19 protein-coding genes and 2 pseudogenes are annotated in these 22,891 nt (G+C 58.4%); 13 read left to right on the top strand and 8 right to left on the bottom strand.

Annotated elements, in window-relative coordinates; genetic code table 11:
* Positions 1 to 259 precede the first annotated feature (259 nt).
* Positions 260 to 1,027, bottom strand: coding sequence for an SDR family oxidoreductase (locus tag PH558_RS26125; RefSeq protein ID WP_004130089.1), 768 nt, complete (start codon positions 1,025 to 1,027; stop codon positions 260 to 262).
* 129 nt (positions 1,028 to 1,156) lie between these two features.
* Between PH558_RS26125 and PH558_RS26130 the strand changes: the two genes are divergently transcribed.
* The 12 genes and pseudogenes from PH558_RS26130 to PH558_RS26185 all read left to right on the top strand — a co-directional run bounded on the left by PH558_RS26130 (position 1,157) and on the right by PH558_RS26185 (position 12,229).
* Complete coding sequence (locus PH558_RS26130; protein ID WP_013984728.1) at positions 1,157 to 1,666, top strand: flavin reductase family protein; 510 nt, start codon at positions 1,157 to 1,159, stop codon at positions 1,664 to 1,666.
* Between the two features lie 89 nt (positions 1,667 to 1,755).
* Complete coding sequence (locus PH558_RS26135) at positions 1,756 to 2,157, top strand: carboxymuconolactone decarboxylase family protein (protein ID WP_018328914.1); 402 nt, start codon at positions 1,756 to 1,758, stop codon at positions 2,155 to 2,157.
* A 55-nt stretch (positions 2,158 to 2,212) separates the two neighbouring features.
* Positions 2,213 to 3,337 carry an LLM class flavin-dependent oxidoreductase gene (locus PH558_RS26140; protein ID WP_013984726.1) on the top strand — a complete coding sequence of 375 codons (1,125 nt, stop codon included), beginning with the start codon at positions 2,213 to 2,215 and terminating at the stop codon, positions 3,335 to 3,337.
* 128 nt (positions 3,338 to 3,465) lie between these two features.
* Complete coding sequence (locus PH558_RS26145; RefSeq protein WP_179613263.1) at positions 3,466 to 4,635, top strand: ABC transporter substrate-binding protein; 1,170 nt, start codon at positions 3,466 to 3,468, stop codon at positions 4,633 to 4,635.
* Positions 4,636 to 4,678: 43 nt separating this feature from the next.
* Positions 4,679 to 5,929, top strand: coding sequence for an LL-diaminopimelate aminotransferase (locus PH558_RS26150; RefSeq protein ID WP_244441500.1), 1,251 nt, complete (start codon positions 4,679 to 4,681; stop codon positions 5,927 to 5,929).
* A 2-nt stretch (positions 5,930 to 5,931) separates the two neighbouring features.
* On the top strand, positions 5,932 to 6,330 hold the full coding sequence (locus PH558_RS26155; RefSeq protein ID WP_285207398.1) for a GFA family protein: 399 nt from the start codon (positions 5,932 to 5,934) through the stop codon (positions 6,328 to 6,330).
* Positions 6,331 to 6,835: 505 nt separating this feature from the next.
* Positions 6,836 to 8,395, top strand: a complete 1,560-nt coding sequence (locus PH558_RS26160; RefSeq protein WP_179613264.1) for a sugar ABC transporter ATP-binding protein — start codon at positions 6,836 to 6,838, stop codon at positions 8,393 to 8,395.
* Positions 8,395 to 9,363: an ABC transporter permease gene (locus PH558_RS26165; protein WP_015341907.1), complete on the top strand. Its 969-nt coding sequence runs from the start codon at positions 8,395 to 8,397 to the stop codon at positions 9,361 to 9,363. The genes PH558_RS26160 and PH558_RS26165 overlap by 1 nt, the downstream gene beginning before the upstream one ends.
* A 12-nt stretch (positions 9,364 to 9,375) precedes the next feature.
* Entirely contained in the window at positions 9,376 to 10,389 is a 1,014-nt protein-coding gene (locus PH558_RS26170; RefSeq protein WP_015341906.1) for an ABC transporter permease, read from the top strand.
* A 16-nt stretch (positions 10,390 to 10,405) separates the two neighbouring features.
* Positions 10,406 to 10,915 carry an NADPH-dependent FMN reductase gene (locus PH558_RS26175; RefSeq protein WP_015341905.1) on the top strand — a complete coding sequence of 170 codons (510 nt, stop codon included), beginning with the start codon at positions 10,406 to 10,408 and terminating at the stop codon, positions 10,913 to 10,915.
* Positions 10,916 to 10,930: 15 nt separating this feature from the next.
* Positions 10,931 to 11,530 (top strand): annotated as a pseudogene (gene ribB / locus PH558_RS26180) (3,4-dihydroxy-2-butanone-4-phosphate synthase); the annotation flags it as partial.
* 219 nt (positions 11,531 to 11,749) lie between these two features.
* Positions 11,750 to 12,229 (top strand): annotated as a pseudogene (locus PH558_RS26185) (hypothetical protein).
* 1,085 nt (positions 12,230 to 13,314) lie between these two features.
* Here PH558_RS26185 and PH558_RS26190 read toward each other — a convergent pair.
* The 7 genes from PH558_RS26190 to PH558_RS26220 form a co-directional block, all read right to left on the bottom strand.
* Positions 13,315 to 14,577, bottom strand: a complete 1,263-nt coding sequence (locus PH558_RS26190) for an NAD(P)/FAD-dependent oxidoreductase (RefSeq protein ID WP_179613265.1) — start codon at positions 14,575 to 14,577, stop codon at positions 13,315 to 13,317.
* A 75-nt stretch (positions 14,578 to 14,652) separates the two neighbouring features.
* The gene (locus PH558_RS26195) at positions 14,653 to 14,964 is read right to left on the bottom strand and encodes a putative quinol monooxygenase (RefSeq protein WP_015341900.1); all 312 of its coding nucleotides are present in this window, start codon (positions 14,962 to 14,964) and stop codon (positions 14,653 to 14,655) included.
* Between the two features lie 11 nt (positions 14,965 to 14,975).
* A complete protein-coding gene (locus tag PH558_RS26200; RefSeq protein WP_015341899.1) occupies positions 14,976 to 16,076 on the bottom strand; it encodes an NAD(P)-dependent alcohol dehydrogenase in 1,101 nt (366 codons plus the stop codon).
* Positions 16,077 to 16,138: 62 nt separating this feature from the next.
* On the bottom strand, positions 16,139 to 17,137 hold the full coding sequence (locus PH558_RS26205; protein WP_179613322.1) for an ABC transporter permease subunit: 999 nt from the start codon (positions 17,135 to 17,137) through the stop codon (positions 16,139 to 16,141).
* Between the two features lie 5 nt (positions 17,138 to 17,142).
* Complete coding sequence (locus tag PH558_RS26210) at positions 17,143 to 18,084, bottom strand: ABC transporter permease (protein ID WP_004129665.1); 942 nt, start codon at positions 18,082 to 18,084, stop codon at positions 17,143 to 17,145.
* Positions 18,085 to 18,093: 9 nt separating this feature from the next.
* The gene (locus tag PH558_RS26215) at positions 18,094 to 19,620 is read right to left on the bottom strand and encodes a sugar ABC transporter ATP-binding protein (protein ID WP_179613266.1); all 1,527 of its coding nucleotides are present in this window, start codon (positions 19,618 to 19,620) and stop codon (positions 18,094 to 18,096) included.
* Between the two features lie 55 nt (positions 19,621 to 19,675).
* Complete coding sequence (locus PH558_RS26220; RefSeq protein WP_004129668.1) at positions 19,676 to 20,764, bottom strand: ABC transporter substrate-binding protein; 1,089 nt, start codon at positions 20,762 to 20,764, stop codon at positions 19,676 to 19,678.
* 667 nt (positions 20,765 to 21,431) lie between these two features.
* Here PH558_RS26220 and PH558_RS26225 point away from each other — a divergent pair.
* Positions 21,432 to 22,538 carry an NAD(P)-dependent alcohol dehydrogenase gene (locus PH558_RS26225; RefSeq protein ID WP_179613267.1) on the top strand — a complete coding sequence of 369 codons (1,107 nt, stop codon included), beginning with the start codon at positions 21,432 to 21,434 and terminating at the stop codon, positions 22,536 to 22,538.
* The last annotated feature ends 353 nt before the right edge of the window (positions 22,539 to 22,891 follow it).

A 22,891-nucleotide genomic window follows, 5' to 3' on the forward strand; every position in this document is an offset into this window, starting at 1 on the left:
CAGGCGGCATCCCTCACGCGCTCCCGAGAAGTTCCGGTGTGGATTGGGAAAATTCCCGCGATATCTGGGGGAAGGATCAGGCGCGGCGATGCGACTATAAAGCGCCGTAGCGACGTCTCATCGCAGGGTCTTGATCACGCAGCTTTGCGCGTGATCTCTATCTTTTCCCACTGCGGGTCTCTGTGTTTCCGACACGTAGTACCACAGTAAAAATGCCTCCCGTGGTCAAGAAGGAGGCACCTGCTAGCACCTATGTGCTTCAGCGCACCAAGTGGTTACCGATCGACGATCCTCCGTCGACTGTGAGAATGCTTCCGGTCGCAAACCGCGAGCGGTCCGAAGCGAGAAAGAGCATCGCCTCGGCGATCTCTTCCGGGTTGCCCATCCGGTGCAAGGCTGCACGGGCGTTGAAGTCTTCCCGCAAGGCTTGTGGGTCCGCCGCTTCCGCAAAAATCTTGGTGAAATAGGGCGAGTCGATCGTCCCGGGGGCGACAGCGTTGACGCGGATCCCGTCTTTTGCGTGGTCCAGTGCCATGGCTCTCGTGAGTGCCGAGATCGCGCCTTTCGACGCCACGTAGGCCGTGCGGTTGGCGATGGCTGACACGGCGGTGTATGAGGTCGTGTTAATAATCGATCCGTTGCCCTGTTCCGCCATAATCGGAACCACGTATTTCGAGCAGAGGAAGATCCCCTTCACGTTCACCGCCATGATCCGGTCCCAGTCGGATTCGGCGATGGTGGTGACGTTTCCCGTCATTCCGAACCCCGCGTTGTTGACGAGAACGTCAATACGCCCCCATTTTTCCTTAACTGACCTGACCAACGCCTCGACTTCGGCGGAGGAAGACACATCGGCTTTTAACGCGATCGCATCCGTCCCAATTTCTCGGGCGACGTCTCGTGCTGCATCGATGTTGACGTCGACGACGCCAACCTTAGCGCCCTGGCGCGCAAACAGTTCAGCTGTTGCGCGCCCGATCCCGCTGCCAGCCCCGGTCACCACACAGACTTTCGATTCCAGATCCATAATCGTCTCCTCTTTCACTGCCCAAGAAAACATTTTCGCAGACAATCTGTCAATGACTAACAAAACGTGTTGACAGATTGTCTGCCAATCTGCTTATCTTAGGTCAGGAATGACTTGGGGGAGGTAACGATGGCTGGTGCTGAAATAGCAGCGCAAGCGGCGTTCAAGACTGCTTTACGCCGGTTCACATCAACAATTTGCCTGATCACGACGGAATGGGAAGGTGCCCGTTACGGCATGGCTGCAACCGCCGTCCAGTCAGTGACGGCTGACCCTCCGACCCTCCTGGTTTGCATCAACCAATCGGCTTCGATCAGCGGCCCGCTCAAGCTGGCGGGGAAATTCGCAGTGAACATGCTGCATCTTAGCCATGCGCCTTTGGTTCCGCTGTTCAGTGGAAAACTGAAGGGAGAGGAGAGGTTCGCTCACGGTGAGTGGATCGGGGCTGGCGGAGTTCCCGTCCTCGGCGACGCCCAGGCCGCATTCGTTTGCAGCCTCAACTCCGCAGTCTCCGTTGGCACCCATGACGTCGTTCTCGGGGAAGTCATCGAGGCCCGGTTTATCGAGAATATTGCCCCGCTCCTCTACGAGGACGGGAAATTGGTTAGATCGGCAGCGCTGATCGATGCTGCCGCCTGAAACGTTTGGCCGAGCATTCGGCTTATGACATCCACCAAATGCCTTTCGGCCGATAATGAGGAGTTTGATCCGTGACTATTGCCACCGATATGAAATCGCAAGTGAATGGGCGTCCCGTCAGTGAACGGTTCGAAAAGGGTCTGCAGACCCGTCGGGAGGTTCTCGGCGGTGCATATGTGGACGCTTCGGTAAACAAGGCGACCGAGTTCAACTGGCCGATGCAGGAGCTTGTCACCGAGTATTGCTGGAACGAGATCTGGAACAGGCCCGGCCTCGACCGCCGTTCGCGCAGCCTTCTCAATCTTGGCATGATTTCCGCCCTTAACCGCCCCCACGAGTTGAAGCTGCATGTTCGCGGCGCGATCAATAACGGCCTCAGCAAGGACGAGCTTCGCGAAGTTTTCCTTCAGGTCGCGATCTATTGCGGCGTGCCCGCGGCGATCGACAGCTTCCGCGTCGCGCAGGAAGTCTTCGAGGACATGGGTATCTAATCGGTGCCCGGCTTTCGGGCCGGGAACAGACTAACTCTGTGGAGGACACTTCAATATGACGACCAGCGATGATTTCCGCGCCGCCGGAAACCCGATGTTTAACGGCAACAAGCTGAAGCTTGGCGTATTCGGAACGAATTGTTCCAGCGCTTGCGCCATCACCACCGCGGAATCAACGTTCGAACCGACCTTCGAACACAATGTCGAAATTGCCAAAAAGCTCGAAGCGGCCGGCTGGGAATGCATGGTGCCGATCGCCCGGTGGCGCGGTTTCGGCGGGCCGACGAACTTCAACGGCGTGAACATGGACACGTTCACGTGGGCCGCGGCCCTGGCTGCCGTGACCACGAAGCTGCAGTTTTTCTCGACGACACATATCCCGACCCTGAACCCGATCGTCGCGACGAAGATGGCGACGACGATCGACAACATTTCGAAGGGCCGATACGGCCTGAACCTGGTGACGGGTTGGTTTACCCCGGAAATGGAGATGTTCGGCGTTCCGATGATGGAACACGACACCCGCTACGAATATGCCACGGAATGGATGGAAATCGTCGAATCTCTGTGGACGAAGAACGGCGTCACCTTTGACGGCCAGTTCCTCAAGGTGAAAGACGCGTTCAGCGAGCCGAAGCCCTATAACAAAGAGACGGGTCGCCCGGTCCTCATCTGCGCCGGTTCGTCGGGCAAGGGCCTGCACTTCACGGCCAAGTTCTGCGACTTCAACTTCGGCTTCATGCAGGACATGGAATCGGGCGCAGCGTGGGTGAAGAAGGTGAAGGAGCTGGCTCGCGAGGAATACAAGCGCGAACTCGGAACCTTCACCGCGTGCCCGGTCGTCGTTCGCGAGACCGAAAAGGAAGCCCGGGATTACTACGACTACTACGTGAACCAGAAGGGCGATTGGGAAGCCTGCGAAAACATCTGCGAGGTTCTTCAGGTTCAGTCACAGAACCACTCGGCAGAGATGTACCAGAAGTTCAAGGAGCGCTTCATCGCTGGCTGGGGCGGCTACCCGATCGTCGGAACGCCGGAACAGGTCGCCGACAAGCTCGTCGCATTGAGCAACACGGGCGTCGACGGCGCGCTTCTCACAATGGTCGACTACAACGAAGAGCTGCCGTTCTTCAACGACCGCGTCATGCCTCTGCTGAAACAGGCTGGCCTCAGGAACTGACCGTTCCGCGGGCGGCGCAAGTCGCCCGCCACCAATCCGAAATCGAAACACTTTTAACCAATTCCGTGGCTCGACGCCAACGGCGTCAACTGCTGTAGCGGATGTACAGAGGGGAGGAGACCCTACACATGCTAAAGAAGGTTTACACCGCATTGAGCGTGTTCACCGGGCTAGGCCTGATGACCACCGCCGCATTCGCGGACGGCTTAGACTCGCTACCACCGGACCAGAAGCAGCTTTACGAGCTCGTGGACCCGGCAATTCCCCTCGGTGGTACGCCGCTCAAGGATTTTGTGGCGAAGCGGCCGCCGCCATGGAAAATCGGCTACGCATCCACTTATGCAGGCAACACGTGGCGTGCCCAGATCCTCACTGAATTGAACGAGGTTCTGCTTCCGAAATACAAGGAGGCTGGACTGGTATCTGAGCTTGTCGTCACGCAGTCCGACCTGAAGGACGCGACGCAAATCCAGCAGATGCGCCAGATGGTCGACGACGGCGTCGATGCTATCATCATCTGCTGCTCGAACGTAACGGCCATCAACCAGACCATCGAATACGCGCACTCCAAGGGCGTTCCGGTGTTCTCGTTCTCGGGTTACGTGACATCGCCCTACGCGATCAATGCGACCGAAAACAACACCCAGGGCGGTTATACGGCCGCGAAATGGCTGGCCGAGGAAATCGGCGGCAAGGGCAACGTACTGACGGTTTCGGGCATCCCGGGCTTCGCATCATCCGACAGCTTCAATGTCGGTGCCAAGAAGGCGTTCGACGAGTATAAGGACATCACCGTCGTGGGCGATGTCGCCGGCAAGTGGACCGATCAGGTCGCCCAGGTCGAAGTCCAGAAATTCCTCGCGACCAACCCTACCGAAATCGCTGGTATCCTCGTCCAGTCGGCCTCGGAAAACGGTGTCGTCAACGCGGTCCAGCAGTCCGGGCGCGACATGATGCCAATCGTCCTCGGCGGCGAGGCGTCGGCGGCGTGCTACTGGCGCAATAATCCCGACTTCATCAGCCAGAGCTTCCATTTCTGGCCGCCGCGGGCTGACGCCCGCCTGGTGTGGGACGTGATGATGAGGACGCTCCAAGGCCAGGGGCCGAAGATCCAGTCGATCCTGCGACCGGCTCTTCCCTACACGATCGACGATGTGAAGGAAGCAATTCCGGAAGATTGCGATCCGAACTCCACGGCGTGGATCGAGCCCAAGGGCGATGCATGGTGGCCCGCGGACGTAGCAGCACAGTACTTCGAGCGCCCGGAAGATCCGCTGGCCTGGCGGCCGAAGAAGTAATCGACGACCTCCCAAGTTGTCCCGCGACCTCCGCGCCGGCTTCATCCGTCGGCGCGGAGGACCCACGATAAGGAACCAGAAGTTGGAATTCCACAAGATACAGCGTTTGCCCCCTTACGTCTTCGAGCAGGTGAACCGTCTCAAGTCCAGCGCGCGCGCGGCCGGAGTCGACATCATCGATCTTGGAATGGGCAATCCCGATCTTCCCACGCCAAGCTGGGTTGTGGACAAGCTATGCGAAGCGGTGCAGCATCCGCGCACGCACCGCTATTCGGCTTCCAAGGGCATTATCGGGCTTCGCCGCGCCAAGGCTGCGTATTACGCCCGCCGGTTTAATGTGAAGCTTGATCCGGATACCCAGGTTGTTGCGACGCTCGGGTCCAAGGAGGGGTTTGCGAACATGGCACAGGCCATAACCGCCCCCGGGGATGTCATTCTCTGTCCGAACCCTTCCTATCCGATTCATACGTTCGGATTTCTCATGGCAGGGGGCGTGATAAGGTCGGTACCGGTCGAGCCGGATGAGACCTTCTTCCAAGCTCTCGAAATGGCGGTGCGGCATTCGGTACCGAAGCCTCTGGCGCTCATCATAAGCTACCCGTCAAACCCCACCGCTCGCGTCGCGACGCTCGATTTCTATAAGGACGTCATCGCCTTCGCGAAGAAGCACGATCTCATCGTTCTGTCGGATATCGCCTACGCTGAAATCTACTTCGACGGTCCCCCGCCGCCGTCTGTTCTCGAAGTCCCCGGCGCGATCGACGTGGCCGTCGAATTCTCCTCGATGTCGAAGACATTCTCGATGCCCGGTTGGCGCGTTGGGTTTGCGGTGGGTAACGAACGGCTCATCCGAGCGTTGACGCGCGTGAAATCGTACCTGGACTACGGAGCATTTACGCCGATACAGGTCGCCGCCGCTCATGCCCTAAACTCGGACGGGGAGGACGCCGCGCGGGCAAGAGACATCTACAGGACGCGCAGAGATACACTGGTGAAGACCTTTGCCGATGCCGGCTTCGACGTTCCAGCTCCTGCGGCGACGATGTTCGCATGGGCGAAGATACCCCCGCATTTCCGACACCTTGGCTCGCTGGAGTTTTCGAAACTCGTGCTCGAGAAGGCACAGGTCGCGATTTCGCCGGGTATCGGTTTCGGTGAGATGGGTGACGAATACGTACGGCTGGCTTTCGTGGAGAATGAAGACAGGATCCGGCAGGCCGCACGGAACTTGAAGCGGTGGCTTTCTGCAAGCGCGCGACAGCCACAACTCGATAAAGCGATGAAAGGATTTTGAAGATGCCGATCCTCGGATCTTGCCAATGTAAAGCGGTACAGTATGAAGTGTCGGAACTGGACGGCCCGATGTGGAACTGCTTCTGCCAGACGTGCAGAAAGTCCCATGCGGCCGATCATAACACTGCCGCCAAGGTGAAGAGTGAGAACTTCAAGCTGATTTCCGGCGAGGACGTCCTTCACAGCTTTGAGTCGACCCCTGGAAAACTGAGGTGGTTCTGCTCACGGTGTGGTTCGCACGTTTATGCCGAACGGCCTGCCAACCCTAAGATGAAGGTGCTGCGGGCAGGCACTTTTGACACTGATCCTGGTTCGGTTCCTATGTCCAACGTCTGGCTGTCCCACGCCAGGCCGTGGCTTGCTCACGACCCCGCGAAGGAAAACTTCGAAGAGTTCCCGTGATCTCCACGGTTGCGCGCGCCAAGGGCCGATCGACGATGAGTTCGATCTGCCCGCTTCCCCAGCGGGGAAGGCTGGATGATCGAATGGCACTTGCCGCGTTCGACGCGCGGAGGTTGGGATGTTCCGTATGCCCCAATCAAAACGGTTGCCTCTTCGGATTACCGGACACCCTCAATAGTGCTTTGGTCCTGTCCTGATCGCGATGGCTGCCACATCGCTTCAGATCGGGCGGAACTCCGCTCGAGAACCTCCGACCGACGTCAGTTGCGTGACAACATGCTTTTGGAACTTTGAGGGCGTCGAGCGACCAACCGGTTTCATCGAAATCAACCCGACATCCCGATATGGGCATGGCGGCACTATTGACAGATTATCAGACAATCTGTCATTCTGTAGTTCACTGAGCGAGTTCTCGGAGCGTTCAAAGACGGCAGTCACAATCGGCAAGAGGCCCGGGCATCGGATGTCCTGGCGCGATCTGCTGCTGCCTAAAGGGAGGATGGGCATGACGAAAGACGTCGCCGTAAGCATGACGGCCGTTGCCAAATCGTTTGGCGAAACGAAGGCATTGAAGAAATGCGATTTTGCCGCCAAGGCAGGGGAGGTGCACGCGATCGTTGGCGAGAATGGCAGCGGCAAGAGCACCATGGCGAAGATCATGTCCGGCGTTATCGCTGCCGATGCAGGATCTGTCCTGATCCTTGGCAAGTCCATCACCTCGCCAGTCGATGCCAAAGGGGTTGGTCTCGCTACGATCTTCCAGGAAGTCCTTGTCGCCGATGAAGCGAGTGTCCTCGACAACCTTTTCGTAGGAAGCGAGGACCTGTTCTCGCTTCGGAAAGCCTCCAGGGAATGTGAAAGCGCTGCGCAAAGCCTCCTCGACCGCCTGGTGGGAAAGCCTGTCGATCTCCGGCAGAACGTCGGTGATCTTCCGCTCAGCATCAAGCAATGGATCGTTATCGCCCGGGCCGTTCTGAGGAACCCCAAGATCTTGATCCTAGACGAGTCCTCGGCGGCACTCGATCTCGACGCGACCGTCCGCCTCCACGAAGAGATCGATCGACTCCGGTCCGAGGGGTGCGCGGTAATCATCGTTACGCACCGCATCGCCGAGCTCGTCCGGATCGCCGATCGGGCGACAATACTGAGAGACGGTTTCACTGTCGGTGTCCTTGAGAAATCCGAGATCACCGAGGCCAATCTCCTGCGCATGATGACCCCTCAAGACCGCCAGATTTCCGCCGCTGCTTCAACGTCTGCACCGGGCCTGCCGGGTGATCGCAAGGAAGCTCTTTCCGTCCATGGCGCGCGCGCCCAGGAGGCATCGCAACCGTTCGACTTCGTCCTTCCGCAGGGTTCTATCGTGGGCGTCGCGGGACTGGACGGCCAGGGCCAGGACGCCTTCGTGCGACTGGTCGCAAGGATTATCTCGCCCTTCGGAGGGGAGGTCCGGATCCTGAACAGGGAAAGCACCGGTCTCGTCAAAGTCAGCACGCTCGACGACGCCGCGAACAAGGGCATTGTGTACGTATCCGGAGACCGGAAGCGGGAAGGAATTTTCCCGCAGCAGAGCATTTTCGAGAACCTCGCCATCGGTATCTATCAGAAGAACCTGGGGCCGTTCGGTGTCATCAGGCGGAAAAAGCTGAAGCAGACGTTTGCCCGGGAGGTCGAGCGGCTCCGCGTCAAGATCGGCCACCCGGACAACCGGATTACGTCCCTTTCCGGTGGTAACCAGCAGAAGGTCCTGATCGGCCGCGCCTTCGCCAATGATCCCAGAGTGATCGTTCTTAACGACCCTGCTCGGGGCGTGGACCTCAACACCAAACGCGACCTGTATCGCGAGCTTCGGCTGTTTGCCGAAGGTGGCGGCTCGGTAATCTACCTTTCGAGCGAGATCGAGGAGTTTCTTGGTTTCGCCGATCGCGTCGATGTCTTTCACAAAGGGAGCATCCATCGCTCCCTCGACGGCCCCGACATCAACGAAGAAACCATTCTCGCTGCAATGTTCGGCCGCTCGGTTGCCGACACCATGGAATTCTCCAAAGAGAGAAAGGCACACTGATGTCGCAACGTTTTGGATTTCCTGCGCTCGACAGGTCGCTGACCGTACCGTTCGTTCTTTTCGGAGTGTTGCTCGTCGCTGCAGCCTTGCTGTCGCCGCGGCTGTTCACCGCAACCGGAATAGGCGGAGCAATCATCGTCGCAGCACCTTTGATCCTCACAACGCTCGCCCTGACACCGATCGTGATGGCAGGACGCGGTTCGGTTGATCTTTCCGTTGGCCCCTTGATGGGTTTCGTGAACGTCACCCTGATCGGCTGGCTCTCGGCAAGTGGTTACACGTCGCCACTCGCGGTGGTTTGCTGGGTGGTAGCAGTCGGCGCGCTGTACCAGTTGCTGCAGGCGCTCATCATCATCTATGTCCGGGTCGCCCCCATCATCGTCACGCTTTCCAGCTTCCTCGTCCTTTCAGGCGTGAACCTCATGGTCATGTCAAGGCCCGGCGGCGTCGCGCCGGACTGGATGATGACGTGGGGAGCAGGAACCACGATCTTATCTCCGGTGCTGATTATCGTCCTGGCGGCGTTCGCTCTTTGGGCCGTTATGCGCCGGACCACCTTTTACTCCCACCTCCGCATGACAGGCGCCGACGAACGGATGGCCTACACGAGCGGAGTGAAAGTCGACACCGTACGCATCTGCGCCCATCTCCTCGGCGGCGTCTTCGTTGGCCTTGCCGCGCTCAGCTATACGGCATTGATCTCTTCGGGCGATCCTACCCAGGGAAGCAGCTACACGCTCCAGGCAGTTACCGCCCTGGTGCTCGGTGGCGCAAACCTGGCTGGCGGGAGAGGGGGGGCTTTGGGGTCGACGCTTGGTGCGCTGAACATGTTCCTCATCTCGTACCTGCTTTCCGCCTTCAGTTTCGGAAGCGTGACAGGGTTCGTGACGCAAATGGCTTTCGGCCTGATCCTCGTGGCATCGCTCCTCGTCAACGTATTCATGACGGCCCGGCGCCCGGCTTTCTAGGGAGGACTTGTAATGACTTTACTCGCAACGGAACAGACGATGAGCCAAACAGGACGATCGGTAAAACTGCAGCGCAGCATCGTGATTGGCTTTGGTCTGCTTGCCGCACTTCTCGTGCTGGGTACGATCCTTGTTCCGGGGTTCATCTCCCCCCGTAACGCGCGTTCGATATTGCTGCTTGCCGCTTTCCTGGGGCTTGCATCGTTGGGACAGACGCTATGTGCCATGGTCGGCGCGCTTGATCTCTCCATTCCCTATGTCATCGGGGGAGCGAACATTCTCTTCCCAAGCCTGTTGGTCACCGGCATGCCTGCCTGGCTGGCCGCAATAGTGGTCGTTATCCTGGGAGCAGCAATCGGGGTCGCGAACGGCTTTTTGAGCTTCAGGCTGCAGGGCCAGGCTCTCATCATGTCCCTGGGGGTCGGCTTCGCATTTGTCGGTGCGGTACAGCTGTACACCTCCATCGGTTCCGACTACGGCGGCACGGTTTTCGCGCCCGTACCGAACTGGCTCCGGAATTTCGCCGCGTTCAACGGGAAGACCTTCGGGCTTTCCCTGCCGCCGGTGGTGCTGGTTTGGCTGCTCATAACGCTTGCGACCATCTGGGCTCTGTACAACACCTGGTTTGGCCGCTCCATCTACGCGGTGGGGGGCAGCAGGACTGCAGCGGCACGGCTTGGCATTTCCGAAACCAAGGTCTGGACCAGCATTCACGGTATCAGTGGAGCGATGTCGGCACTGACGGGCGTATTGCTGCTCGGGTTTTCCGGCGGCGGATTCGTTGGCGTCGGAGATCCATATCTCTTCACCACCGTTGCGGCCGTTGTGATCGGCGGCACCTCGTTGCTTGGAGGCGCAGGCGGATACGGGGCAACCGTTCTCGGCGTACTCGTATTGACGGTAATGACGTCCCTGCTGGTTGGGCTGGGCCTGAGTTTTGCCGCGCAACAGGCGATCGTGGGTCTGCTGATCGTGCCGATGGTGGCCGTCTACGCTCGTACCCCGCATATCCGCAACCAGATCTGATCGAAAGGCCGGCAAATTGAAGATTGTCGCGATAACTGGCAATGTCTCGCGCCCCTCGAAGACGCGGGCGCTCGGGGAATACGCACTCTCGAGCGTCTCGCCCGGTCACACACGGTATCTGTTTGACCTGGTCGATGTTCTCCCGGTGTTGGGAACCACCCTGTGGCGTTCGGAGGCTCCTGTTGGACTCGCGAACGTTCTTGACGCAATCCAGTCTTCAGATGTCCTCATCGTGGGCACGCCGGTCTTCAAGTCCTCGATGACCGGCCTTCTCAAGCATCTTTTCGACCTCTTCGAAATGACAGCCCTGCAGGGGAAACCCGTGTTGATATTCGCAACGGGTAAAGCCGAAGCCCATGGTCAGCACGTCGAGGCTCACCTGCGCTCATTGATGGGCTTCTTCAAAGCCGAGGTTCGCGGTGACTTCATCTATGCGATGGACGGCGACTTTCCAGATTCGGCACCGTCTGCGGAACTCCGGGAGCGGGTCGACCGCCAACTCGCTCGCACTCTGGGCCATGTTTAGTTCAAGGAGAAGACCATGAAGTTTGCTCCCATCGAGAGCGCAGTTAAAGCAATCGCCGCCGGAGAGATGATCATCGTCGTGGACGACGAAGACCGGGAAAACGAAGGCGACATCCTGGTTGCCGCGGACAAGGTGACGAACGATCATGTTGCCTTCATGATGCGTTATGCGCGCGGCCTGATCTGCGTTCCGATGACCGGGGACCGGCTGGACGAACTGGATATCCCGCTCATGGTGGAGCGTAACTCGGATTCCATGCAGACAGCGTTCACTGTCTCAGTGGACCTGATACAAGGCGTATCGACCGGCATCTCCGCAGAAGACCGCGCCAAGACCATCAGGGCGCTCGCTGACGCATCAACGGTGCCGGAGGACCTGTCCCGGCCGGGCCACATATTCCCCCTGCGGGCAAACCCGTCCGGTGTCCTCGGCCGCCCCGGCCATACGGAAGCCGCGGTGGATTTCGCGCGGCTGGCCGGGCTCGAGCCAGCGGGTGTCATCTGCGAAATCGCCAACGACGACGGCACTATGGCGCGTCTTCCCGAGCTCAGCGAATTCGCTGAGCGGCATGGCCTCCTCATGGTGACCATCGAAGCCCTGATCGAATATTGCCGCGAGATCGATAAAAGCGGCCTTTGTGCAGATCACGCAGCCAGGGAGGCGGCGATGGCCAATGTTTCGTATCTGACAAGCAGACTTTCCCCGTGCCCTCAGACGGAGAGCGAACTCCTGCGTTGGTGGCCTCCGATACACGCGAAGGAAAGCGCGTTTGAAGGTGCCCACGGGGAGCCTCGTGACGCTAACTGACCATGGTTAGCTGCGCGATGATCGGGCATAACAAACCGTGAGCCACTTTATCGTCGCCACTGCTTTCCTGCTGAATTATCGGCCCACGCGATGTCGCTTTAGTTCCGTTTCCCTTTTCAGTCTCCGGATGGTCGAGGATATGCTGGCCGCTCTTGGGATCATTGTGTCGCACCCTACGATCCGCCGGGCAGAGAATTTGGTCGTTCGCCAACGACAAGCTTCAATCCTACAACACCGAACGAGACATCACGCCGGCTGTCGCGCATCGGCATCACAAGGGCTTGAACAATCGAGCGGAGAATTCGCACCAGCCAATCCGACGGCAACAGCGGATCAAGTAGCCTTTCAGGTCACAACGACTCTTGCGGCGCTTCGTCTCCATCCATGACCCGATTGCTAACATGTTCCACAATCCCCCCATCACCTCACCGCGAGCCATGTCGCGAACTGGGGGCAGCAGCGATGAACCTATGGGCGCAAATCGTTTGCGCATGGCTGACAAAATAGCCCCGCGTCACGGGCTCGACCCTTTACCGTTGAGTTCACGATGCCCCGTCGAAACCACGGCGAGGGCTGGCCTCGCCAGTCAATTGCCCCGTCCATGCGTCACGGAATATGATGTTCCACCGAGAGGGACTCGCCAGGACGTTCAGTTCTCTATGCGGATTTATTCTTTTAAATCAATCTCGTAACAAAAATCAGATAATATCTATTATGGAACTCAACGCCCCCGGGCAATTCCAAATAGTGTCAATTGCATGCTAAAATCCCTTTAAGTTCTGTCACAGCGAGCTATTTCGATTTTTCGAAAAGCATCGTCGAGAGTCTCCACTTCGAGCAGTAGCAAGGCATCGTTCAAGCAGCGCTCGATATCGTCCACTCTCCTGCCCTCTATTTGGGCAATCATAGGAATCGTCTTCCCTCGTGCCAGCCATCGCAAGGATGCCATCTGGAGAGGACAAAGGTTCGATATTGTCATTCTAGAACTACCATCTCGTACTCGATCGAGGCGTTAGGAATTTAGTTGATGCTCATAGACGAAGGCCAAAATTCCCTGCTTGAACTCAACTGACCACCGGCCGATCGGCTCTGGGTTGCGCTTCAGGGCGGTAGTGATGGGCAGCCGTCGCCTTGGACCGCCGGCTGTACAAGCCGGGTTCAAAGCTGAAGAATATCGTTTGCAGCCTCAACGAAGCTCTCCATCGAAGTCTTGTGCTCCGGCAGCAGTCGCTTGACCAAACGTAGTTCCAAGAGCAGCTTGGTCTTGTTGTTTTCGTAGTAGAGTGCAAATTTTTTGATGTTGAGGTCTTTGATGTCGTAGGACAGGTCTGGTAGGCATTATAGCTCACTGCCGTAAAATGCTGGTTGGCGCGCGCTATGTGAATCGCATCGGCCCCATCCTCTGCGATGAAATTCACGTAGCTTTGGGAGGCGCCCCGGTGCTTGAGTGAATCAAACGTCAGTCCGGCGATCCCGATCACACAAATGGGAACGACCAAAAGCAGCATTTTCGTTTTGATACTGATATGTGCCATGAACGAGATAATTGCCCACCCTTCTTCAATATGTGGTTCAGCGCTTTGCCCATGCTGCTAGACCTCCTCCTTCAGCGTCTCCTTCTGGGTAATAAGGCGCGCAGAGTGGTGGCCGGAGGCAAATGCCCAAAGCCAGCTCAGCGCAACCGCCATGCGGCTCCTTGTTCCGATCAAGAAGTAGATGTGAGCAAGGCCCCAGATCCACCAGGCGATGGAGCCCTTGAGCCGCAGCCTGCCGAAATCGATCACCGCGGAGCTTGGTCCAATGGTCGCAAGATTACCAAGATGCCTGTACTTGAAAGGAGGCGGCGCTGAGCGCTGCTTGAGGCGGGCCTTGATCACTTGGGCGACGTATTTTCCCTGCTGCTTTGCTGCGGGCGCGATACCAGGAACCAGCATTCCCTCGCCGGTCTTAACGCTAGCAGTATCGCCGACAACGAAGATGTCCGGGTGTTCGAAGACCGTAAGGTCGGGCTGCACGATAGCACGCCCCGCTCGATCCGTCTCCGCCCCCACCCACACGGCGGCCTTGGATGCCTGCACGCCCGCCGCCCATATGACCGTGCGGCTCGGGACAAACTCGTCCCCAATCGATATGCCTTCCTCGGTGCAGTCGGTCACGGGCCTTCCCGTGCGAACCTCGACGCCCATCGACGCAAGGGATCGCTCGGCGTAATGCGATAACGCCTCATGAAAAACAGGCAGAATACGCGGCCCTGCCTCTACAAGAAGAATGCGCGCCGAAGTCGTATCGATGTTTCTGAATTCCTCGACAAGCGTCCTTCGAGCCAGTTCGGCGATGATCCCGGCCATTTCGACGCCTGTCGGCCCGGCGCCGATTATCGAGAAGGTCAGCAGGCCCGCCCGCGCTTGGGGATCGGTTTCCAGCTCCGCTTTTTCGAACGCCAGGAGAAGGCGACGGCGGATCGTGGTGGCGTCTTCCAACGCCTTCAGTCCGGGCGCGAAGGGCTCCCATTCATCCCGGCCGAAATACGCGTGACGGGCCCCCGTTGCGAGAACAAGGGTATCGTAGGGAATGGCATGGCCGCCCTTGAGCGAGACGAGCCGCTTCTCGACATCGACGCCCACGACCTCGCCAAGAAGCGTCGTGACATCTTTCCTTCCACGAAATACTGCGCGAATGGGCCAGGCAATCTCGGAGGTCGCCAGGACGGTCGTGGCGACCTGATAGAGCAGCGGCTGGAACAGGTGATGATTGCGTCTGTCGATGATCGTGATCGAGAGGTTTGGACATTTGAGATCCTTGGCCAATTGGAGGCCGGCGAAACCACCTCCCACGATGACAACTCGATGCTCCATTTCGTCCTCCCGCGAGCCTTTGGAAAAAACCCGCCTCGGATCAAGCGCGTCTTTCGGTGTTGCACAATCGCAAGCTCAGTCGCTGATGCGACTGCTCACAATGATGGAAGGGGGGCTTACCAGCAACGGAAGCAACGGTTCGAGAACACGCTTGACGTTCGGAGATTCTCCGTGACGCGCGGCTGCCTCCTCGTTTGCCCAACCATCGAGAATGAAGAACGTATTCGGCTCGTCGGAGCGCTGGTAGAGATTGTAGTAGAGGCAGCCCTCTTCCTCGCGGGCAGGGCCGACAAACTCCTGGAGCAGTGTGTTGACACGGTCCCGGTTACGCGTCGATGTTTTAAACTCAACAATGAGATGCTGTTCGTCGGACTTGCTCGATGGCATGTGGGAAGCTCCTAATTGAAGACGATGACGGGCTTGATCACGCGGCCAGCTTCGGCATCGGCGATGGCCTCGTTGATTTTCTCGAACGGATACTTTGTGATCAGCTTCTGGAACGGGAATAGGCCGGCCTGGTTCAGCTCGACCAGTTGGGGAATGAAGAGCTGGGGGATCTGGTCTCCGAGAATGGCACCCTGAATTTTCCGGTTGAAGACCATGAGGTCCAGCGGGATTGGAATATCCTTGCCGAGCGCGTCGAGCCCGAGGAGGACGACATGGCCCCCTGCCCGCGTGCATTTGATCGTATTCAGGATGACGGGAATGATACCCACCGCATCGATCGCAAAATCGGCACCGCCGCCCGTCAAGGCGTGGATCTGCTCCACGACGTCTGGGTCCCTGCCGTTGATAGCATGGGTCGCGCCCAACGTCTTGGCCATCGCCAAACGCTGCTCGTTCAGGTCGATGATGATGATCTTGCTGCACCGCCGGACCTTGGCGGCCATCACCGCAGCCATGCCCACTGCTCCGGCGCCGAACACGGCAATGGTTTGTCCGATCTCCGGCTTCATGGCGTTGATGACGGTACCTGCCCCCGTTGCCATGCCGCAACCGAGCGGGGCCGCATTCGTCAGGTCGAAATCCTTGGGAAGCTGCGCGGCGTTGTTCTCAGTCGCCAGGATGTGGGTCGCGAAGGATGACTGGCCGACAAAGTTGCTGCCGATGCCGACTTCATCACAAAGCAAGGCCTTTTTGCCGTTCGGACGAAGCCCCGTCAGATTGTACTGGGTGTAGTTCTGGCAGTTCATCGGGTGAGAGCGCCGGCAATCGCCGCAGAAGCCACATGAACTCTGGCTGAGCGCAACGTGGTCGCCCACCCTTAAACCCTGGACGTCCGCCCCGATGGCTTCGACGATGCCAACACCTTCATGTCCCGGTATGACCGGGGCGGGAGGCCCAAAAATCCCATCACGGAGCAACAGGTCCGTATGGCAGATGCCCGTCGCGACCGTTCGCACAAGAATTTCATTGCCTTCGGGATCCGCCAGCTCAAGTTCACGAAACTCCAGCGGAGCTTTCGGTTTTACGGCCACAGCCGCCGTTATCTTCACCATGCTTTTCTCCTGCATTCTCCCGCGTTGACACCGGGAATGACCTGTCTGGCATCCTGTGCGGGCTAGACGCGACCGACCCGTGCGCCGTAAATGATCGCCGCAAGAGCGATGATCCCGCCCTGGACGATAAGCTTGCCGGGCTCCTGGATGCCGAACACGGTCAACATCGCAAATAGGAAACTGAAGGCGACGACCGCCACGAAAGGCCCCGCGACGCCGCCGCGGTCGACGCCGAACGTCACCCCACCGAGAATCGTCGCGGCGAGAGCGTTCATGAAGGTGTCGAAGCCGGGCTTGATCGTTCCAACGGCCAGCGCCGACACCTGAACCAGGGCGGCGATGCCCGTCAGCGTGCCCGCCAGCGTATGCGAGACAAAAATCGTTCGAGCCAGAGGTATGCCTGTTATCTCCGCCGCCCTCGGATTGTCGCCGACAGCGCGGAAGTAGCGCCCGAGGATCAGGAAGCGGAACGCTAGTGCGACGACCACGGAAATCCCGATCCAGACGATAACGGAGTAAGACAGGCCGTAGATGTTCCCGCTCGTCAGGACGCGAAGCCAGCTTGGTGTCGAACCCGGTGCACGGCCGGAACTCATGAACTGGACGATCCCGATGAGGATCGCCGATACGCTCAGCGTCGCGATGACCGCGGAGGCGCGGACATAGGCCACGAGGGCGCCGTTGATCAGACCGACGGCAAGGCCGATGACGATCGTCATCAGGACCGTGACGAAGGACGGGTAACTGTTGAGGAGCCCGGAGCTGGCGAGATAGATCGAAAAAGCAAACACGCCACTGACCGAGAGATCAATCGAACGCACCCGCATGACAAGAGATTGCGCCAGCACCGCGATCCCGAGCGGCGCTGACTGTTTCAGGATCACGAACCAATAGTTCGGATTGATCAGCGTCGCACTTACCGCGGGGGCCAAAGCGATCAGGATTGCGAGCACGTAATATGCCGGGGGCAAGCCGAGCACCCAGGAAAGTGTGCGCTTGGCGGTGAGAGTGCGGGATGGCGTCTCAATTTTCGCATCTGCTGTGGTCATCGAGAGGTCCATCTCTTTCAAAGTCCGATCGTTTTGCGACGCTGCGAAACGACGAGTGCCAGCAGCAGAAGGCCCTTCACGACCGACTGGAGGAATGCCGAGACGTTGGCGAGGTTCATCACGTTGTTGACGATGCCGAGGATAGCCGCGCCGGCGACAGTGCCGAGGATGCTACCGATACCGCCAGCTAGGTGAACACCCCCGAGCGCTGCTGCGGTAACGGATTCAATTCCGAAGGTGGCACCCCCCTTGGGATCGCCTGAGGCAAGGCGGCCCGCGAGGAACATCCCGGCAGCACAAGCAAATAGCGCCGACAGGATGTAGGCTTTGATGACTGTGCGCTCGACCGGGACGCCATTCATGCGGGCATTGAAATCGTTACCCCCCGAAGCGAACAGGTAAAGGCCAAACGGCCTGCGATAAAGCATCCAGGCAGCAACGACGGTGGCGGCGATCAGCCAGAGCAGCGAGTTCGGCACGGGCCCGACCGAACCCGCGACTGACGCCGACAGCCAATCAGGCACCTTCCCGCCGGGGATCGGGAGAATGATAAGCGCCAGTCCCTGGCCGATCCCCATGGTTGCCAGGGTCATGATGATCGGGTGGACGTTAAGCCTGGCTACGCCGTATCCGTTGGCCAGTCCGAATGCGATCGCAACCGCAATGCAAAGCACGACACGGACAACCTCTGGCATGTCGAGTGTCATGATCGTGGTCGTCACGCTGATGATCGAACCAACGGAAACGTCCAGGCCGCCCGTCAGGATCACAAAGGTCTGGCCGAGCGCAGAAATGACAAGAACAGTAGATTGGGCCAGCAGGTTCGACAGATTCTCCGGCGCCAGAAATTCTGGAAGCAGGATGACCGAGGCGACCACCAGCACGAATAGCGTCCCGATCGACAGCCGGATCGCACCCGCCCGGTAAGGAGTCTTCAGGAAGTTTGCGATGGTATTCATGTATCCTCCTCAATGAACAGCGGCGCGCGGATCGTGCGCGAAGTTCGAACCTAGTGCGGTTCCCAGGATGGTTTCCTCTGTGGCATCGAGCGCGGGCATCTGCCCGACGATCTTTTTGTCGTGAACGACCAGGATGTTGTCACACAGCCCGATCAGTTCGGCGTGCTCGCGCGACGAGACGATCACTGCACCGCCACGATCGGCAAAATCGCGAAGCAGCTTGTAGATTTCCGCTTTCGCGCCGACATCGACGCCCCGTGTCGGCTCCTCGATGACAAGGATATCGACCCCCGAAAGCAGCCAGCGGCACAGAAGCACCTTTTGCTGGTTTCCGCCCGAAAGTTTGCCGACGGGCGAGGCGGGGTCGGCAGCCGCAACACGGAGCGACTTTATGACATCGTGAACCCTGGAGATGGAACGCCATGCAACGCTCGCCATGTTCCGGTTCAATTGCTTGCCAAGTGCGATGTTGTCGTAGATCGGAAGCCGAAGAAACAGGCCTTCCTGCTTGCGGTCTTCAGGAATGAAACCAATGCCCGCTGAGATGGCACTCGAAAAGCCTGAGGATACGTTCACATCGATCATGCTGTCGTCGCGGCGACGCTGGACGCTCGCAGCTGCGGCGGGTTCGACCCCGACGACCGCACGCATGATTTCACGCTGCCCCTGGCCCTCCAGCCCGGCGAGCCCCATGATCTCGCCCGTGCGTACGGAAAAACCGACTGGCGGGCCATGGTCATTGAGACGAAGCCCTGCCACGACGAGCATCGGCGATCCAATGGCCTGTGCCCTCGGCGGAAAGAAACTCTGAAGTTCGCGTCCAACCATGGTTGCCACGAGCGTTTGGAGATTAAAGTCTTCTGCCCTGGCTGTCTTTACCCAAGCCCCGTCCTTCATGACGGTGATGGTGTCGCACAGTTCGAACACCTCGTTCATCCGATGCGAGATGTAGACGACAGCCTTGTTTTGCGCCTTCAGATCGCGGATGACCTTGAAGAGATGAGCGACGTCCGTTGAGTTTAGTGCCGCGGTCGGTTCATCGAAAATGAAGACATCGGCATTGGATGTCAGGCCTTTGGCGATTTCCACTGCCTGCTGCTGGGCAACCGTCAGCGTTTCCACAATCGCCGTCGCGTCCAGTTGAGGGAAAACGTCGGCAAGCAGCTTGCGGGATCGCTCGACGACCTCGGCGGTGTCTATCGACCCATCGGCACGCCGCGGTTCGTGTCCAAGAAACATGTTTTCGGCGACCGTGAGATTGGGGATCAGGGTGAACTCCTGAAACACTGTCGACACCCCGGCGAGACGCGCTTCCTTGGGGGACCGGAAGGTCACCTCTTCTCCTCGCAGACGGATGCGTCCAGCGGTCTGTTGATAGACGCCGGCCAGAATTCGCATCAGCGTGGATTTTCCCGCCCCGTTCTCGCCCATCAACGCGTGGACGGAGCCGCGTTCAAGCGAAAATTGAACATTCGACAGGACTTTGGTCGCACCAAAGGACTTGTTGATGCTGACCATCTCGACAAGCATACTCATGAACACTTCCATCTGCGAGGGTGAAGAGGGCGCGCTTGTCCGCGCCCTCAATGCGTCAGGCCTTGAAGTACTCGAGGAGCTTCTCATTCGGCATTTCTGTCGGGGCCCAGTAAGCGTCCGTGAGATCGGAGCGGTAAAACTGTGCAAGATTTTCGTCGACGATCGGCTTGGGCCGGTTGGTCCAGTTGCGCTGGATCGGCTTGCCTTCGAGAAGCGCGAAGGACGCACGCAGGGCTGCCGTCGAAAGAGCCGGAGGGCAAATGGGCCCGATCGAAGAGAGCTTTTCATCATTCCAACGACGCATCCATCCGTTCAGGGCTTCTCCCGTGATCGGTGGAATGGTGGAAGCCCCGGCTTCCTGCAGCGCGTCCAGGACCCCGAGCGACATATTTGCGCCGTCAGTCCAAACCCCGGCGACATCGGGATCAGAGAGATAGAGGCTTTCGGCGATCTTCTTTGAGTCCTCGTAGGACCAGCTGCCGTGCTGGGTTGAGGTGATTTGGAGACCGGACTTGCTGAAGACTTCCATCGCCCCGGCGTAACGATCAGCATCGATCGGATGCCCGGCGACGCCGCGCAGCACCCACACTTTTCCCTTGTTGCCTAGTTTGTCGACCAGGAACTGAGCCATCACCCGACCGAAGTAGAAGTCGTCGCCCTGGACCTGCACCGTGAAATCCTCGGTGTCGACGCGACCGAGATAGACGACCGTCGGAATGCCGGCGGCCTTTGCCTTCCTGATGCCTTCCACGGCCGAGCCTGTTGTAAGCGGCGCAATGATGATTGCATCGACTTTTTGTGCGATCAGATCTTCGATGTCGGCGACCTGTTTTGAGGCGTTGAGGTCGGCGCTTCGGAATTGATAGTCTGCGACACGGGCCTTGTTCCTGCTAATCTCGTATTCGGCTTCGAACGCGGTCTGATAGGTGTGCGTTGAACCGGCCAGGCCATAGTGGCTGTGACCGATCTTCCAGGGACCTGCCTTGGCGAACTTACCAGCTTCGACGACGGGGTTTTCCCCTTCGGACGGCCAAGTGTCGGGCAGCAGGGCGATAGTATCGTCTGCCCGCAGGATGCCCGGTATTCCGAACGCGCCCGCTGCAATCAAGGCACTGCCCGTCTGCAGGAATGTACGTCTTTTCATCAGAATTCTCCTCCTCTTGCCACCCAACGCGGCCATTTTGTCTGCGACCTGGAGCGCCGTTATCTTCCAGCCATCGCCGAATTCTCCCCAAACGGCAGATCGCATCATTATGAATAAGCAGACAATCTGTCAATAAAGTATCTTGAATTTCGGATTTTCGACGTGTCGTCTGTGTTATCACGCTGATTTAGTTATTCTTTTATTGCGGCTCGGTTCGATATAGCAATAAGACAAAGCAACCGTCCGTCACCTCACCCCACGAGCGCGCAACAGGAAACAGAGGAGACCGCGCCTCGCCGGCGAGGTTCATGAAAAGGAAGTTTGGCGCCATTATCGCTACCATTGCCCGGAAAATGAGGCTGCGAGGCGCAGGAAATACGGGCACTACCGTCAGCCGGAGCGTTCGATGAACGTCACGTCAGACTCAGTCAATCTGTCAAGCAAATTCCAGTTTTAAGACAGCCAACAATTCGGGCCAAGATCTAGATCGGCCGCATACCCCGAGGAAGCAATTGATATTACATCGCTTTGTTTCTTTACATGTCCGTGTAGCGCGTTGGCATTGGCCTCAGCGAGCATTTTCGTTCACTGAAGATAATTGACTGATTGTCTGCTAACGCCTACAAGTGTCACCCACCGGCCGAGCGCGCACTTAAGGAGTCATTTTATGAAAGAAGCATACGCTGCAATTTCGCGCGAAAAGGCAAAGCCTCTTGTTCTGGAGTGCATCGGGATCGATCAACCTCGCCCCGACGAAATCCTCGTCCGGATCGTGGCGAGCGGTGTCTGCCACACCGACATGGTTGTTCGCGACCAAGGATATGACGTACCGCAGCCCGTGGTTCTCGGCCATGAAGGCTCCGGCGTCGTGGAAGTGGTCGGGGCCGATGTAAAAGGGCTTTCGCCCGGTGACCACGTGGCTCTAAGCTACGCATATTGCGGGAAATGCGAAAAGTGCCAGGGAGGCACGCCTTATTATTGTGAAGACTTTTTCGGCAGAAATTTCCGTGGCACCCGGCCGGATGGCAGTTGCCCGCTACATGATTCACACGGTACCCAGATCAGCGGGTGCTTCTTCGAGCAGTCTTCTTTCGCCACCTACGCCATCGCCAGCGAGCGCAATGCGGTCAAGGTTTCCAAAGATGTTCCGCTCGAACTCATGGGACCGCTGGGCTGCGGGCTGCAAACGGGCGCCGGAGCGGTTCTCAACTGCCTCAAGCCCCAACCGGGATCTTCCATTGCAGTGTTCGGCGCGGGTGCGGTCGGCATGGCAGCCGTAATGGCGGCGAAGATCGCCGGATGCTCGACCATCATCGTGATCGACCTTAACGATGAACGTCTCGAACTGGCGATTGAACTGGGTGCAACCCACATCATAAACGCCCGCAATGGGGATAGCGTCAAGGCAATCAGGGAAATCATTCCCGAAGGCGCAGACTTCAGTCTCGAATGCACGAGCTCGCCGAAGGTGTTTCGCCAAGCGGTCGATTGCCTCGGCACCCCAGGAACCTGTGGACTGGTCGGATCGTCCGCGCTCGGAACGGAAGGGATCGTCGATATCGGCAACTTTCTGTTCGGCCGTACGCTCGTCGGTGTGGTCGAAGGCCAGAGCATTCCCTCCAAATTCATACCCGAGCTCATCGAATACTGGCAGCAGGGACGGTTCCCGTTCGACAAGCTCGTCCAGTTCTACGATCTCAACAAGATCAACGAGGCAATGGCCGATTCCGAGAGCGGCAAGGTCATCAAGCCAATCCTGCGCATGAAGCACTAAGCTCTCGTCACGAACATTGTCCAGAAGTCAGCCTCCCAAGGCAACGTCCGGCGGGGCCGTGGTCGTCACGGTCTCGCCCGGACACTCTGGAACGCAGGTGTGAGGCGCAACACCGTTTCATCATTGCAACGCGACCAAGTCGCGGTAACGATAGTGGGCTCTTCCAGGTCAAAATATTAGTCTGCGACCGCGCAATCTCTCGGCGATCTGTGACCGCCGCATCAGGGCCTTGCGGCAGTTGACGGCCGCAAGCCATTGCAGAATCTGCAAATGTGAAGTGAGGTTCAACTGATGCTGCCCTTGAGTCATAAGAGCACTGGGGCCGGCAGGCACGAGCGTCCCGACACGTGCGC

It is taken from the genome of Rhizobium pantanalense, from assembly GCF_030182525.1.
GTDB lineage: Bacteria > Pseudomonadota > Alphaproteobacteria > Rhizobiales > Rhizobiaceae > Rhizobium.